This is a genomic window from Noviherbaspirillum suwonense (assembly GCF_900182955.1).
GTDB lineage: Bacteria > Pseudomonadota > Gammaproteobacteria > Burkholderiales > Burkholderiaceae_D > Noviherbaspirillum_A > Noviherbaspirillum_A suwonense.
Genome location: NZ_FXUL01000004.1, coordinates 229,257 through 243,378, shown reverse-complemented (window position 1 = coordinate 243,378; position 14,122 = coordinate 229,257). Strand labels below are relative to the sequence as shown.

The 14,122-nt window shown below is 66.5% G+C and carries 11 protein-coding genes; all 11 read right to left on the bottom strand.

The features are described 5' to 3' along the window. Positions 1–29 precede the first annotated feature (29 nt). The 11 genes from QOL82_RS08420 to infB all read right to left on the bottom strand — a co-directional run bounded on the left by QOL82_RS08420 (position 30) and on the right by infB (position 14,086). The gene (locus QOL82_RS08420; protein WP_283441801.1) at positions 30–1,223 is read right to left on the bottom strand and encodes an EAL and HDOD domain-containing protein; all 1,194 of its coding nucleotides are present in this window, start codon (positions 1,221–1,223) and stop codon (positions 30–32) included. Between the two features lie 49 nt (positions 1,224–1,272). Beyond that, complete coding sequence (gene cheZ, locus QOL82_RS08415; RefSeq protein WP_283441800.1) at positions 1,273–1,926, bottom strand: protein phosphatase CheZ; 654 nt, start codon at positions 1,924–1,926, stop codon at positions 1,273–1,275. 1 nt (position 1,927) lies between these two features. Then, the gene (gene cheY, locus QOL82_RS08410) at positions 1,928–2,326 is read right to left on the bottom strand and encodes a chemotaxis response regulator CheY (protein WP_283441799.1); all 399 of its coding nucleotides are present in this window, start codon (positions 2,324–2,326) and stop codon (positions 1,928–1,930) included. Between the two features lie 100 nt (positions 2,327–2,426). Next, positions 2,427–3,527, bottom strand: a complete 1,101-nt coding sequence (locus tag QOL82_RS08405; RefSeq protein WP_283441878.1) for a protein-glutamate methylesterase/protein-glutamine glutaminase — start codon at positions 3,525–3,527, stop codon at positions 2,427–2,429. Further along, positions 3,527–4,777 carry an EAL and HDOD domain-containing protein gene (locus QOL82_RS08400; RefSeq protein WP_283441798.1) on the bottom strand — a complete coding sequence of 417 codons (1,251 nt, stop codon included), beginning with the start codon at positions 4,775–4,777 and terminating at the stop codon, positions 3,527–3,529. The genes QOL82_RS08405 and QOL82_RS08400 overlap by 1 nt, the downstream gene beginning before the upstream one ends. Positions 4,778–4,826: 49 nt before the next feature. Further along, positions 4,827–6,587 (bottom strand): methyl-accepting chemotaxis protein, encoded by a 1,761-nt coding sequence (locus QOL82_RS08395; RefSeq protein WP_283441797.1) that lies wholly within the window; start codon positions 6,585–6,587, stop codon positions 4,827–4,829. 23 nt (positions 6,588–6,610) lie between these two features. Continuing rightward, positions 6,611–7,141 carry a chemotaxis protein CheW gene (locus QOL82_RS08390; protein WP_283441796.1) on the bottom strand — a complete coding sequence of 177 codons (531 nt, stop codon included), beginning with the start codon at positions 7,139–7,141 and terminating at the stop codon, positions 6,611–6,613. A 462-nt stretch (positions 7,142–7,603) separates the two neighbouring features. Beyond that, on the bottom strand, positions 7,604–9,439 hold the full coding sequence (typA, locus tag QOL82_RS08385; protein ID WP_283441795.1) for a translational GTPase TypA: 1,836 nt from the start codon (positions 9,437–9,439) through the stop codon (positions 7,604–7,606). A 240-nt stretch (positions 9,440–9,679) separates the two neighbouring features. Further along, positions 9,680–10,603: a tRNA pseudouridine(55) synthase TruB gene (truB, locus tag QOL82_RS08380; RefSeq protein ID WP_283441794.1), complete on the bottom strand. Its 924-nt coding sequence runs from the start codon at positions 10,601–10,603 to the stop codon at positions 9,680–9,682. Continuing rightward, a complete protein-coding gene (gene rbfA / locus QOL82_RS08375) occupies positions 10,593–10,982 on the bottom strand; it encodes a 30S ribosome-binding factor RbfA (RefSeq protein WP_283441793.1) in 390 nt (129 codons plus the stop codon). The genes truB and rbfA overlap by 11 nt, the downstream gene beginning before the upstream one ends. A 230-nt stretch (positions 10,983–11,212) precedes the next feature. Continuing rightward, positions 11,213–14,086 carry a translation initiation factor IF-2 gene (infB, locus tag QOL82_RS08370; RefSeq protein ID WP_283441792.1) on the bottom strand — a complete coding sequence of 958 codons (2,874 nt, stop codon included), beginning with the start codon at positions 14,084–14,086 and terminating at the stop codon, positions 11,213–11,215. Between the last annotated feature and the right edge of the window lie 36 nt (positions 14,087–14,122).

The following is a 14,122-nucleotide window of genomic DNA, read 5'->3' as shown; positions in this document are numbered from 1 at the left end:
GATTCGGCTTCCCGGACCGGGAACGGCGGCTACAGCTTCAGGTTCTGCGCCCAGGCCAGCGCGGCAAGATGCGCGCGGTTGACCTGGTCGGCGCTCAGGAACAGCGCATCGGCCAGCGCGGCGCTGGCGCCGTCGGCCTGCTCGCAGCTCTCCGCCAGCGCCAGGAACGGTCCGTAGATGCCGGTGCGCGACAGCAGCGCCTCGCACAGCGCCTCCGACAGCGGGATCTGGGTCAGCACCTCTTCCATAGGCTGGCCGAGCAGCCGGTCGAGCACCGAGAACATGCCGGCGACGAACAGGTTTTCCGCCTCGTTTTTCGGCAGCAGCGTCACGCCCAGCAGTTCGGCGAAGCGGCCGCGGATGATCGCGGTCTTCATCAGCGGCGCGGCATAATCGCTGGCGCTGGCCGTGGCCAGCAGCAGCGCCAGCCAGCGGTACAGCGTGCTGTAGCCCAGCATGGTCACTGCATGGCGAATCGAGTGGATTTCCGAGCCGAGGCCGAAACCCACCGAATTGATATAGCGGAACAGCTTGTAGGAAATGGCCGGATCGCGCTTGAGCACCGCCTCGATGTCGCGGATGTCGGCATTGCGCGTGACCAGGTCCATCAGCTGCAGGATCACCGCCTGCGCCGGATTGAGCCCGCGCGCGGCCTGCGCCGGGGCAGCCGCCCGCAGCAGCTTCTGCGTGTAGACGTCCAGCCCTGCCTTCGCGCAGGTTTCGTAATGCGCCCACTCGCCGATATTGCAGAGCGCGATCCGGGCGCCAGCGCGGCGCTGCTGGATCACCCGCTTGAGCCGCACCGGCAATTCCGGCGTCGCGCCATCGAGCTGCAGCTGGGTCGCGTGCGCGAACAGCGCCGGGTTGATCGTCTGCCCGTCGGCGTCGCGCAGCGCGAGGCCGTAGCCGCGGCGGCGCAGGTCGTCGGCCAGCGCCGCGCCGTCCGCGCCATCGAGCGTGTCGGCGCCGACGGCGATCGTCATGCCCCTCGGCGGCAGCGGCGTGTCCGCCAGCGCAGCCAGCGCGGACGGCGCCAGCGGCACGACCAGGTGGCCGTCGGCCATCAGCCAGCCCTTCTCTTCGTCATGCAGCGCCGCGTTCAGCAGCGGCAGCAGCGCATCGGCCGGCGCGGCGCCGGCCCGCTGCCAGTCGACTTCATGCGCGACCACCTTGCGGGACGGGTCGAGCAAGGCGGTGCGAACCAGGAAACCGGAGTGGGACATGTGTTTGGCTGGCGGGAGTGGGATCGTGGGATTGGAAAACGCGGCCCGGTCAGAAGCCGAGGCTTTCGAGCAGGTCGTCGACCTGGGTCTGGTCGGCCACGACGTCCGGGCTGGCGCCCGGATTGATCTGCGGGCCGTTGAGCAGGCCGCCCTGCGCCTCGCGCTTCAGGTCGCCCGGCGCATAGTCGACCAGCAGCTGCACCAGCTGCTGCTCCAGTCCGTGCGCAAGCTCGGTGACCTTGCGGATCACCTGGCCCGTCAGGTCCTGGAAGTCCTGGGCCATCATGATGTCCATCAGCTGCTGCCGCGTCAGGTCGCTGTCGCCGGCCGTCTGCTCCAGGTAGGCCAGCGTCGCCCCGGCCAGCGGCGTCGCTGCGCCATGGCCCTCGAGCTCCTGGCGCCACTGCTGCGCCAGCGACCTGGCGCCGCCGCCGATCCGCTCCTGCAGCGGGCTGGCCGCCTCGGTCGCGTTGAGCACCTTCTGCGCCGCCTGCTCGGTCATCCGGGCAACGTAGTCGAGCCGGTCGCGCGCATCGGGGATGTCATGCGCGGCGCGGGCGGCGAGCTTGTCGAAGTCCAGGCCGCGCAGGCTGTCGTGCAGGCTGCGCGTCATCTGTCCGACCCGCGCCAGCAGGGCTTCCTGCGTCGGCGACGGGTCGTCCGCTGCCGCATCAGCCGTCACGACCGGGCGCGCGGCGTCCATCTCAGGCTCCGACTTTTTCGAGTTTCTCGAAAATCTTCGCCAGCTTCTCATCCAGGGTCGCGGCCGTGAACGGCTTGACCACGTAGCCGTTGGCGCCGGCCTGGGCGGCGGCGATGATGTTTTCCTTCTTCGCCTCCGCCGTCACCATCAGCACCGGCAGCTTGGCCAGCGCGGCGTCGGCGCGGATGCTCTTGAGCATGTCGAGGCCGTTCATCACCGGCATGTTCCAGTCCGAGATGACGAAGTCGAACTGCTCGTTCTTCAGCTTGGTCAGCGCCATCGCGCCGTCTTCGGCCTCGTCGACATTGCTATAGCCCAGTTCCTTCAGCAGGTTGCGCACGATGCGGCGCATCGTCGAGAAATCGTCCACCACCAGAAACTTCATTTTGGGATCAGCCATCATTGCTCCATTAACTCTTTAAACCGACATCTGCATATCGGCACGTCACGGTGAAACTTTAGACCGGCAAGACATCCGCCGGCGCGTTACATCAATCCTTCTACACCCGCAGCGACCGGCCGCCGTGCCGCGCCAGGTGGCCGAGCACCATGCCCGGCAATTCCTTCAGCGGCGCGGTCTCGTGCGTGGCGCCTGCCGCGATGGCTTCGCGCGGCATGCCGAACACCACGCAGCTTGCTTCGTCCTGCGCGACATTCCACGCGCCCGCCTCCCGCATCGCCAGCATGCCGGCCGCGCCGTCCCGGCCCATGCCGGTCAGGATGACGCCCACCGCGTTCTTGCCCGCGTGCAGCGCGGCCGAACGGAACAGCACGTCGACCGAGGGCCGGTGGCGGTTGACCGGCGGCCCCTGGTCCAGCGCGGTCACGTAATTGGCGCCGCTGCGCGCCAGCAGCAGGTGCGAATGCCCGGGCGCGAGGTAGGCATGGCCCGGCAGCACCCGCTCGCCGTGGGCCGCCTCGGCCACCGAGATGCGGCAGAGGCCGTCGAGCCGCTGCGCGAACGAGCGCGTGAATCCCTCGGGCATGTGCTGCACGATCATGATGCCGGGACAGTCCGGCGGCATCTGCACCAGGAATTCCCGGATCGCCTCGGTGCCGCCGGTGGAGGCGCCGATGATGATCAGCTTTTCGCTGCTGGCGAGCGGGTTGCCCAGCGACTGCAGCAGCGCCGGCGCAGCAGTCGCCGCCGCGGGCGCGGCGCGCCGGATCCGCGCCCGCGCAGCCGTCCTGATCTTGTCGGCGATCGTGTCGGCATAGTCCTGCATGCCGTGCTGGATGGATATCTTCGGCTTGGTCACGAAGTCGACCGCGCCCAGCTCCAGCGCACGCATCGTGATTTCCGAGCCGCGCTCGGTCAGGGTCGACACCATGACGACCGGCATCGGCCTCAGCCGCATCAGTTTTTCAAGGAAATCCAGGCCGTCCATGCGCGGCATCTCGACGTCCAGCGTCAGCACGTCCGGATCGAGCCGCCGTATCATCTCGCGGGCCACGATCGGGTCCGGCGCGACGCCGACCACTTCCATGTCGGGCTGGCTGCCGATGATCTCGCGCAGCACGCTGCGGATCAGCGCCGAGTCGTCCACCACCAGCACGCGGATCTTCGCGGCGGTGGCGCTACCTGCGGTGGCTTCGCGCATCATGCGGCCTGCAATACCTGGTTTGCCCATGCCAGCGCCAGGCCCTGGCTATGGTTGAGCTTTTTCGCCGCCCGCCGCTCGTCCTCGTCGAGATAGGCCAGCACGGCCCGGTCGTCGTCGCCTTCCAGCGCCTCGACCAGCCCCAGCGTCCGGCCGATCGGGCCGCTGCGCTGCAGCAGCGCGGCGCGCATGTCGTCGGCCAGGCCCAGCGCGTCGACCACCTGCTGCATCGGCTGGCCCAGCAGCGCGTCCATCACCGACACGATGCCGGCCACGAAGGCGCTGTCGGCGTGCGTCGGATGGTCCTGCAGCATCAGCAGCTCCATCAACTTGCCGCGGGTGGCGGCCATGTGCAGCAGCGCAGGCCGCGCGGCCTGGCCCTGGTCGGCGGTGGCCAGCATCAGCAGCAGCAGCCAGCGCTGCAGCTGGCGCCGCCCCAGCACGACGATCGCATTCGCCACCGAGCGCAGGGGCTGGCGCTGTCCCATCGCCGCGGAATTGGCCAGGCGCAGCAGGTTGACCGCCAATGCGGGATTGTGCTTGAACACGTCCTCGATCTGGCGGATGTCTGCATCCTGCTGCAGCATCGTCAGCAGCCGCAGCAAGGCCATGTGGGAAGGCGACAGCCGGCGGCCGCTGACCATTTCCGGCCGTGAAAAGTGATAGCCCTGGAACAGGTGGTAGCCAAGCTCGAAGCAGTGCCGGAACTGCTCGGCGGTTTCCACCTTTTCGGCGAGGCGGATCGCGTTGAGCGTGCGGACGTCGCGCGACAGCAGGTCGAGCTGGGCCGCGGACAGGCCGTTGATGTCGACCTTGATGATGTCCATCATCGGCAGCAGGCCGCGGTTATAGTCGGTCGCGCCCTGGAAGTCGTCGAGCGCCAGCCGGAAGCCGAGCGACTTCAGCTGCAGGCAGCGGCGCTGGATCTCGGCGTCGCTGACGGTCGATTCGAGCAGTTCCAGCACCACCTTTTCCGGCGGCAGCAGCGCGATGGCGTCGCTCATCAGGAAGCTGGCGTCGCAGTTGATGAAACCGGAAAAACCGCCCAGCACGCTGTCGATGCCGAACTCGCTGAGGGTATGGACGATGACGGTCGACGTCGCTGCCCGGTCGTCCGAGACCGCTGCATGATTGGCCCGGCTGTTGCGGAACAGGAGCTCGAAACCGTGAAGCTGCTGCGCCCGGTCGACGATGGGCTGCCTTCCGAGAAAGATGTCTTCGACTTCGTCCTGCATGGTTGCTACTGGCATGTGTTAGGTCTTCCGTGGACATGCGGCCGGCAGTCGGCCGGCGCGCAGTTTAGAACGTTTCCCAATCCCCGTCGGCGCCGGCGGACGATGGCAACGGCGCTGCTGGCCGCGCCATGCTGCGCCCTGCTGCCGCCGGCAGGCGACCTGCACCCGGAAGCGTCGCCGGGCGCAGGCCCGCCGGCTCGATCGCGCCGGCCGGTCCCGCCGACCTTGCCGGGACAACCGGCTGCTGCACGCCGTTGTCGGCCAGCCGGAAGATGCCGACCACCCGCGACAGGCTCGCTGCCTGGTCCTGCATCGAGCCGGCCGCAGCGGCAGCCTCTTCCACCAGCGCCGCGTTCTGCTGCGTGACCTGGTCCATCTGCGCGATGGCCTGGTTCACCTGCTCGATGCCAGCACTCTGTTCGGTGCTGGCCGCGCTGATCTCGGCCATGATGTCGCTGACCCGCTGCACGCTGGTGACGACGTCCTGCATCGTCGCGCCGGCCTGCGCCACAAGCCGCCCGCCGGCCTCGACCTTGTCCACCGAGTCGCCGATCAGGCCCTTGATCTCGCGCGCCGCGGCGGCGCTCTTCTGCGCCAGGCTGCGCACCTCGCTCGCCACCACCGCGAAGCCGCGGCCCTGCTCGCCGGCCCTCGCCGCTTCCACCGCGGCATTCAGCGCCAGGATGTTGGTCTGGAAAGCGATGCCGTCGATGACCGAAATGATGTCGACGATCTTGCGCGACGACGCGTCGATTGCGCCCATGGTCTCGACCACTTGCGCCACGACGCTGCCGCCTTCGGAAGCGACGCTCGACGCCGTTGCCGCAAGCTGCCTTGCCTGGCGCGCATTGTCGGCATTCTGCTTGACGGTCGAAGTCAGCTCTTCCATCGACGACGCGGTCTCTTCCAGCGACGACGCCTGCTCCTCGGTGCGCGAGGACAGGTCCAGGTTGCCGGATGCGATCTGGCCGGAAGCAGTGGCAATCGTGTCGGTGCCCGAGCGGACCTGGGTGACGATGCCAGCAAGGTCGTCGCGCATGGTTTTCATGGCGAACATCATGCTGCTGCGGTCGCCCTCGCGCAGCGGGATCGCCGTGGCGAGGTCGCCGGCCGCAATGCGCGACGCGACGCTGGCCGCCTCGTCCGGCTCGCCGCCGAGCTGGCGGGTCAGCGAACGAGCGATCAGCATGCCTGCCGCCGCTGCGATCAGCAGCGCCAGCGCGCTGATGGCCAGCATCAGGTTGCGTGCCTGGGCATAGCTCTGGGCCGCTTCCGCGGTTGCCTGCGCGGCCAGCTTTTCCTCGACCGCGGCCAGGTCGTTGAGGCTTTCCACCCATTTGCGCTGGACCTGGCGAAGATCGCCGATCAGGATTTTCTTCGCCGTGTCGGCGTCATTATTCGAGCCGGCCTTCGCCGCGCGTTCGATGATGGGCGCTGCCGCCTGGCTGAACTCGCGAATCCGCTCCAATCCTGCCTTTTCTTCCGGCGTCGTCTCGACGTTGGACTTGAACAGGCCGCCGAGTCGCGCCTCTGCTTCGCCGTACTTGCGCGCCTGCGCCGTGATGCGGTCGGCCTCCTGCTTGACATCGGCCGGATCGGAAAGCAGGGCCAGATTGCGCAACGCGATCATCCGGTCCAACACCGTGCCGCGCATTGCCATGACCTGCGCTGTCGCAACGTTATTGATGCCGACGATGTTTTCCAGCCGGTGCTCGATCTGCGTCATCTTCAACAGCCCGACCGAAGCCACGCCGGAGACGACCACGATCATGGCGCCGAAACCCAGGGCCAGCCTCGTGCGTACTTTCAGGTTACGGATAGTCATTACTGTCCTCGGGCTTTCCTGGTTCAGGCTTGCTGCAGCAAGCCCATTTCGGCGGACGACATCAGCCGCTCGATGTCGAGCAGGATCAGCATCCGCTCTTCAACCGTGCCGAGGCCGACCAGGTAGTCGGTGTTGAGCGCCGAACCCATCTGCGGCGCCGGGCGGATCTGGTCGGGCTGCAGCGTGGTCACGTCGGAAACGCTGTCGACCACCATGCCCATTACCCGCCCTGCGATCGACAGGATGATCACGACGGTGAACTGGTCGTAGCTCGGCTCACCCAGATTGAACTTGATGCGCATGTCGACGATGGGCACGATGATGCCGCGCAGGTTGATCACGCCCTTGATGAACTCCGGCGCGTTTGCGATCCGCGTGACGTTTTCATAGCCGCGAATTTCCTGCACCTTCAGGATGTCGATGCCGTATTCCTCTTCGCCCAGCTTGAAGGCCAAGTATTCGTTGCCGGAGCCGATGTCGGCGTGGCTGACGTGGGAAGCGGAGTGGGCGTTGTTGTGGGAGGAGACAGTGCTGGGCGAGACGGTGGCGTGCATGGATTTGACCTTTTCAGAAAGTGCTTTACACAAAATTGCCTTCTGTAAAGTTATCGACAGCTTATACGCACTCTTTAGGGGTCCATGCCGGAAACAGGCAGGGTTTTTCGGGCTAATTCAGGAGAGGAAGGTCGAACGCCGGGAGGACGTGGCAGGAGTGACAACTATTCGGGAACGCCCAGTGTCGGGCAGGCGGCAGCCAGCGGCTTCGGGCACGCCGGCAGCGGGTCGGGCTGGGAAGGAAAGCGCGCATTTTTTGCGTTTCGGGCCAAAACCGGCAGACCGGCTGGGGCGAGCGCCTCCACAGGTTCTCAGGCAACGCCATGCACTGGCGTGAAGCGCCGGGACGTTGCTGCAAGACCGGGGCCACTCCCGATGCGGAAGCCGCGCCCAATAAAAAACCCGCGCAGGCCGCCGCCAGGGGCGACTGCTTGCGCGGGTGGATCTGCGGTCCGCTGTTGCTTATGCGGCTTCGCGCGACGCCTTCTTGCGCTCGTGCTCTTTCAGGTAGCGCTTGCGCAGGCGAATGCTCTTCGGCGTGACTTCGACCAGTTCGTCGTCGTCGATGAATTCGACAGCGTATTCGAGCGACATCTGGATCGGCGGCACCAGGCGCACCGCTTCGTCGGTGCCGGACGAACGCACGTTGGTCAGCTGCTTGCCCTTGATCGGGTTGACGACCAGGTCATTGTCACGGGAGTGAATGCCGATGATCATGCCCTCGTACACCGGGTCGTTGTGGACGACGAACATGCGGCCGCGGTCCTGCAGCTTCCACAGTGCGTAGGCAACGGCTGCGCCGTCATCCTGCGAGATCAGCACGCCGTTGCGACGGCCGGCCATCTCGCCCTTGGTGTTATCGACAGGCGCGTAGTCGTCGAAAATATGGCTCATCAGGCCGGTGCCGCGGGTCAGGGTCATGAACTCGCCCTGGAAACCGATCAGGCCACGGGCCGGGATGCGGTACTCGAGGCGCACGCGGCCCTTGCCGTCCGGCTGCATGTCCTGCAGGTCGCCGCGGCGGCGGCCCAGTTCTTCCATCACGCCGCCCTGGTGGTTTTCCTCGACGTCGACCGACAGCAGCTCGAACGGCTCGTGGCGCACGCCATCGACCATCTTGAACACCACGCGCGGACGGGACACCGCCAGCTCGTAGCCTTCGCGGCGCATGTTTTCGATCAGGATGGTCAGGTGCAGTTCACCGCGGCCCGACACTTCGAACGTGGTGTCGTCGTCGGTCGGCATCACGCGCAGCGCGACGTTGGCCTTCAGTTCACGTTCCAGGCGGTCGCGCAGCTGGCGGCTGGTGACGAACTTGCCTTCGCGGCCGGCCAGCGGCGAGCTGTTGACCATGAAGTTCATGGTCAGCGTCGGCTCGTCGACCTTCAGCATCGGCAGCGCGTCCGGACGTTCCGGCGCGCATACCGTGGTGCCGATGCCGAGGTCCTCGATGCCGTTGATCAGCACGATGTCGCCGGCAACCGCCTCGTCCACGATCACGCGCTCGAGGCCCTTGAAATTCAGTACCTGGTTGATACGCGCCTTCACCGGCGTGCCTTCAGGGCCGTCCATGATGATGACGTCCTGCAGCGCGCGGACGCGGCCGCGGGTGATGCGGCCGATACCGATCTTGCCGACGTAGGAGGAATAATCCAGCGAGGAGATCTGCAGTTGCAACGGGCCGTCGACGTCGTCCTCGCGGGCCGGAACGTGTTGCAGCACGGCGTCGAACAGCGGCTTCATGGTGCCTTCGCGGACTTCGGCGTCGAGCGACGCATAGCCGTTCAGCGCCGAGGCGAAGACGACCGGGAAATCGAGTTGTTCTTCCGTGGCGCCCAGCTTGTCGAACAGTTCGAAGGTCGCGTTGATGACCCAGTCAGGACGTGCGCCCGGACGGTCGATCTTGTTGACCACGACGATGGGCTTCAGGCCCAGCGCCAGCGCCTTGCGCGTCACGAAGCGGGTCTGCGGCATCGGGCCTTCGACCGCGTCCACCAGCAGCAGCACGCTGTCGACCATCGACAGCACGCGCTCGACCTCGCCGCCGAAGTCGGCGTGGCCCGGGGTGTCGACGATATTGATATGGGTGCCTTCGTATTCGACCGCGCAGTTCTTCGACAGGATGGTGATGCCGCGTTCCTTTTCGAGGTCGTTGGAGTCCATCACGCGCGCATCGACATGCTGGTTATCGCGGAACGTGCCGGACTGGCGAAGCAGCTGGTCGACCAGCGTGGTTTTGCCGTGATCGACGTGGGCGATGATGGCGATGTTGCGAATTGCGCGTTTGATATTTGACATGATCTCTTGTCTGCGTGTGGGGCGGAATAACGGAAGACGCGCATTGTATCATGCTGCGACGCACGAATCTCCGAAAAATCCCTTTATTTCAACGGGTTGGCAACAGTGGGCCGATAACAACGGCAAACCGGCATGCCCGGAACCGGCGATGTGCCGCGGCCCGGGAGCCGGATTCAACAAAGCGCAAATGACTCGCCGCCGGGCGCAGCCCGCGGCGCCCGCCGTCTGCGCTGCGGCAGGCTATGACTTGACCAGGCGTTCCGGCGCGAGCACGCCGTAGTCCATCAGCTGCGCGGTGCCGAGCAGCCGGCTGTCGCTCTGGCGATACACTCGCACCCTGCCCGCCTGCGGCAATCCCTCCATGCCGGCCAGCGCCAGCCGCTGCCCGTGCAGGAAGCGGCGGGACAGCTCGTCGTCCAGCATCAGCTGGGGGAAACTCGACAGCAGCGCATCGACCGGCGCCAGGCTGGCCGCGCGATCCGGCTCGGGCAGCCCGGCCAGCTGCTCCAGCGTGACCGCCTGCGCGATCGACAGGTTGCCGACCGCGGTGCGGCGCAGCGCGTTCAGGTGCGCGCCGCAGCCCAGGGCCGCGCCGATATCCTCGCCCAGCACGCGGATGTACGTGCCCTTGCTGCAGGTGACCGCCAGCCGCAGGAATGGCGGCTCCCAGCCCAGCAGCGTCAGCGCATGAATGGTGACCCGCCGCGCCTCGCGTTCCAGCGTGATGCCGGCCCGCGCATATTCGTACAGCGGCCGGCCGTCCCGCTTGAGCGCCGAATGCATCGGCGGCACCTGGTCGATCGGACCGCGGAAAGCGGCCAGCGCCGCCTCGATCTGCTCCGGGCTGACGTCGACCGGCCGGTTGTCGATGACCTCGCCCTCGGTGTCGCCGGTGCTGGTCGTGACGCCGAGATGGACCGTGGTCTCATAGGTCTTGTCGGCGTCCAACAGGTCCTGCGCAAACTTGGTCGCCTCGCCGAAGCACAGCGGCAGCAGGCCGGTGGCGAACGGGTCCAGCGTGCCGGTATGGCCGGCCTTTTCCGCATTGAGCAGGCGCTTGGCCTTGATCAGCGCGTCATTGCTCGACAGGCCGGCCGGCTTGTCGAGCAGCAGCACGCCGTGGACCGGCACGCGCACGCGCTTCGGCCGTGCGTCAGCCTTCATCCGCATCCAGCGCGCGGGTGGCGTTGGCTTCGTCTATCAGTTTGGACAGCGCCGAACCGCGCGCGGTCGACTGGTCGTGCACGAAATGCAGTTCCGGCAAGGTATGGATGGTCACGCGCTTGCCCAGCTGCAGCCGGATGAAGCCGGCGGCCTTGGACAAGCCCTGCACTGTGTTGCGCACGGTTTCCGGGTCGTCGGCCAGGGTGGTGAAGAACACCTTGGCATGCGCATAGTCCGGGGTGAGCTGGACTTCGGTCAGCGTGATCATGCCGACCCGGGGGTCCTTGAGTTCATAGGCGATGATTTCCGCCAGGTCGCGCTGGATCTGGTCGGCCACGCGCAATCCGCGGGCCGGCATGGTTTTGCTGTGTTTGGCCATGATGATGGAGTGTGGTGTTTGATGAGTGGATGGCGTGCCCGCAAAAACAGGGGCAGGCCTTCTGGCGCGGGCGTCTTGCGGAGTGGACGGTCCGGCAAGCGCTTCGCCGCCTTTTCCGCTGATTCCCGGCCGACGGCGGCGCATGCTGGCGCGTTCCAGCCAAAAAAATCGGGATCCGGCGATGTACATCGTACACCGCTGAATCCCGACCGGTTTGACGGGTTGCCGCCTTACAGCGTGCGCGCCACCTCCTGGACTTCGAACAGCTCGAGCTGGTCGCCTTCCTGGATGTCGTTGAAGTTCTTCAGCGTCAGGCCGCATTCGAAGCCGGACTTGACTTCCTTGACGTCGTCCTTGAAGCGCTTGAGCGAATCGAGCTCGCCGGTCCAGACCACCACGTTGTTGCGCAGCAGCCTTGCCGATGCACCGCGACGGGCCACGCCTTCGAGCACGTAGCAACCGGCAATCGCGCCGACCTTGCTGACCATGATGACCTGGCGGATTTCGACCAGGCCGATATTGCTCTCGCGCTTCTCCGGCGCCAGCATGCCCGACATTGCCGCCTTGATCTCGTCCACCGCATCGTAAATGATGTTGTAGTAACGGATGTCGACGCCGTTGGATTCCGCCAGCTTGCGCGCCTGGGCGTCAGCCCGGGTGTTGAAGCCGATGATGACCGCTTTCGAGGCGACCGCCAGGTTGACGTCCGACTCGGTGATGCCGCCAACGCCCGCATGCACGACCTGGACACGGACTTCGCTGGTGGAGAGCTTCTGCAGCGACTGCACCAGCGCTTCCTGCGAACCCTGCACGTCGGTCTTGATGATCATCGGCAGCGACTTGACTTCGCCTTCGGCCATCTGCTCGAACATGTTTTCCAGCTTCGCTGCCTGCTGCTTGGCCAGCTTTACGTCGCGGAACTTGCCCTGGCGGAACAGGCCGATTTCGCGCGCCTTGCGCTCGTCGGACATGACCATGACTTCCTCGCCGGCATTCGGCACCTCGGTCAGGCCCTGGATCTCGACCGGAAGCGATGGACCCGCTTCGCTGATCGATTTCCCGTTTTCATCCAGCATTGCACGGACGCGGCCATAAGCCGAACCCGCCAGCACCACGTCGCCGCGGCGCAGGGTGCCGGACTGCACCAGGATGGTCGCGACCGGACCGCGGCCCTTGTCGAGCTTGGCTTCGATCACCAGGCCGCGTGCAGGCGAGTCGATCGACGCCGTCAGCTCCAGCACCTCGGCCTGCAACAGCACCTGCTCCAGCAGCGCGTCGACGCCTTCGCCAGTCTTGGCCGACACCGGCACGAACGGCGAATCGCCGCCGTACTCTTCGGGCACGACCTGCTCGGCAATCAGTTCCTGGCGAACGCGGTCGAGGTTGCCGCCCGGCTTGTCGATCTTGTTGATCGCCACCACCAGCGGCACGCCCGCAGCCTTCGCATGGGCAATCGCTTCCTTGGTCTGCGGCATCACGCCGTCGTCCGCCGCCACCACCAGGATGACGATGTCGGTCGCCTTGGCGCCGCGGGCACGCATGGCGGTGAACGCCTCGTGGCCCGGGGTGTCGAGGAAGGTGATCATGCCGCGCGGCGTCTGCACGTGGTAGGCGCCGATGTGCTGCGTGATGCCGCCGGCCTCGCCGGACGCCACCTTGGCGCGCCGGATGTAGTCCAGCAGCGAGGTCTTGCCGTGGTCGACGTGGCCCATGACGGTCACGACCGGCGCGCGCGCCACCTGCTCGGCGTCCGCATGCTCGTCGCCGTCCTGCAGCAGCGCTTCCGGATCGTCCAGTTTCGCCGCATGCGCGGTGTGGCCCATTTCCTCGACGAGAATCATCGCCGTTTCCTGGTCCAGCACCTGGTTGATGGTGACCATCTGGCCCAGTTTCATCAGGTGCTTGATGACCTCGGAAGCCTTGACCGCCATCTTGTGCGCCAGTTCGGCCACGGTAATGGTTTCCGGCACGCTGATGTCCTTGACCACTGCCTCGGTCGGCGCCTGGAAATTGCTTTCCCGATCGTCGCTATGGCCGCCGCGGCGTCCGCCGCGCGGGCCGGCGCGCCAGCCGTCACGGCCACCGCCGCCCGTGTTGCCGCGGGTCTTGATGCCGGGACCGCCGCGTTTCTTGGCGTCATCCTGCCAGGTCGACGAGACATTGGCCGACTTGATCGACTTCTTGTCCGGCGTGACCGCGGGCTTCTTGTCATCCTTCTTGGCGTCGGGCTTCTTGTCGGTCGGCTTGTGCAGCGTGCCTTCCGGCTTGGCCTTCGCCACCGGGGCCGGCGCGGGCGCCGGTTCCGGGGCCTTGATCACGCGGCGCGGCGCATTCATCATCGCCTTGATCTGCGCGACCTCGTCGGCGACCGCCTTGCGTGCGCGGTCGACGGCCGCGGCGCGCTCGGCCGCTTCCTTCGCGTCCTGCTCGCGCTTCTTCGCGGCTTCCTCGGCGGCGGCGCGCTTGGCTTCCTCGACGGCCGGGTCCACTTTCGGGGCGGCGACGGGCGCTGCCGCCGCTGCCGCTGCCTGGACCGGCGCCTGCGCGGCTGCCTTGCGGGCATTGGCTTCGGCAGCCGCCTTTTCGCTGGCTGCCTTCTGCGCGGCGCGTGCCTCGGCTTCTTCCTGCAGCTGGCGCTCGGCTTCCAGCGCGGCCAGGCGTTCCTGGCGCTCCTTCAGCTCGGCCTGCTGCCGTGCGGCCTGCTCGGCCTGACGGCGCGCCTCTTCCTCGCGGCGGGCGATTTCAGCCTCGTCCACGACGGGTGCGGCCTGCTGGACCGGCGCCGGTTCCGGCGGCGTATCCATGCGCTGCACAAAGGTGCGCTTCTTGCGGACTTCAACCTGGATCGTGCGCGACTTGCCCGTGGCGTCGGCCTGCTTGATCTCGGTGGTTTCCTTGCGGGTCAGGGTGATCTTCTTCTTTTCGCTGTCGGGTGCCACACCATGCGCGCGCCGCAGATGACCAAGAAGCTTGTCCTTGTCTTCCTTGGACAGCTGGTCGTCGGTCGAGCTCTTTTCGACCCCGGCTGCGCGCAGCTGTGTCAACAGCAGGTCAGCCGGCATCTTCAGCTCGGTGGCAAATTGGGCTACGTTGTTACTCGCCATTCAGTCCTCTTTTCTATGTGACGCGGTGGATGATGT

Coding starts and splice junctions, on each gene's coding strand:
- cheY (WP_283441799.1), bottom strand. CDS start 2,326: ATGGCTGATCCCAAAATGAAGTTTCTGGTGGTGGACGATTTCTCGACG.
- infB (WP_283441792.1), bottom strand. CDS start 14,086: ATGGCGAGTAACAACGTAGCCCAATTTGCCACCGAGCTGAAGATGCCG.
- cheZ (WP_283441800.1), bottom strand. CDS start 1,926: ATGGACGCCGCGCGCCCGGTCGTGACGGCTGATGCGGCAGCGGACGAC.
- QOL82_RS08420 (WP_283441801.1), bottom strand. CDS start 1,223: ATGTCCCACTCCGGTTTCCTGGTTCGCACCGCCTTGCTCGACCCGTCC.
- QOL82_RS08405 (WP_283441878.1), bottom strand. CDS start 3,527: ATGCGCGAAGCCACCGCAGGTAGCGCCACCGCCGCGAAGATCCGCGTG.
- QOL82_RS08400 (WP_283441798.1), bottom strand. CDS start 4,777: ATGCCAGTAGCAACCATGCAGGACGAAGTCGAAGACATCTTTCTCGGA.
- truB (WP_283441794.1), bottom strand. CDS start 10,603: ATGAAGGCTGACGCACGGCCGAAGCGCGTGCGCGTGCCGGTCCACGGC.
- QOL82_RS08390 (WP_283441796.1), bottom strand. CDS start 7,141: ATGCACGCCACCGTCTCGCCCAGCACTGTCTCCTCCCACAACAACGCC.
- rbfA (WP_283441793.1), bottom strand. CDS start 10,982: ATGGCCAAACACAGCAAAACCATGCCGGCCCGCGGATTGCGCGTGGCC.
- QOL82_RS08395 (WP_283441797.1), bottom strand. CDS start 6,587: ATGACTATCCGTAACCTGAAAGTACGCACGAGGCTGGCCCTGGGTTTC.
- typA (WP_283441795.1), bottom strand. CDS start 9,439: ATGTCAAATATCAAACGCGCAATTCGCAACATCGCCATCATCGCCCAC.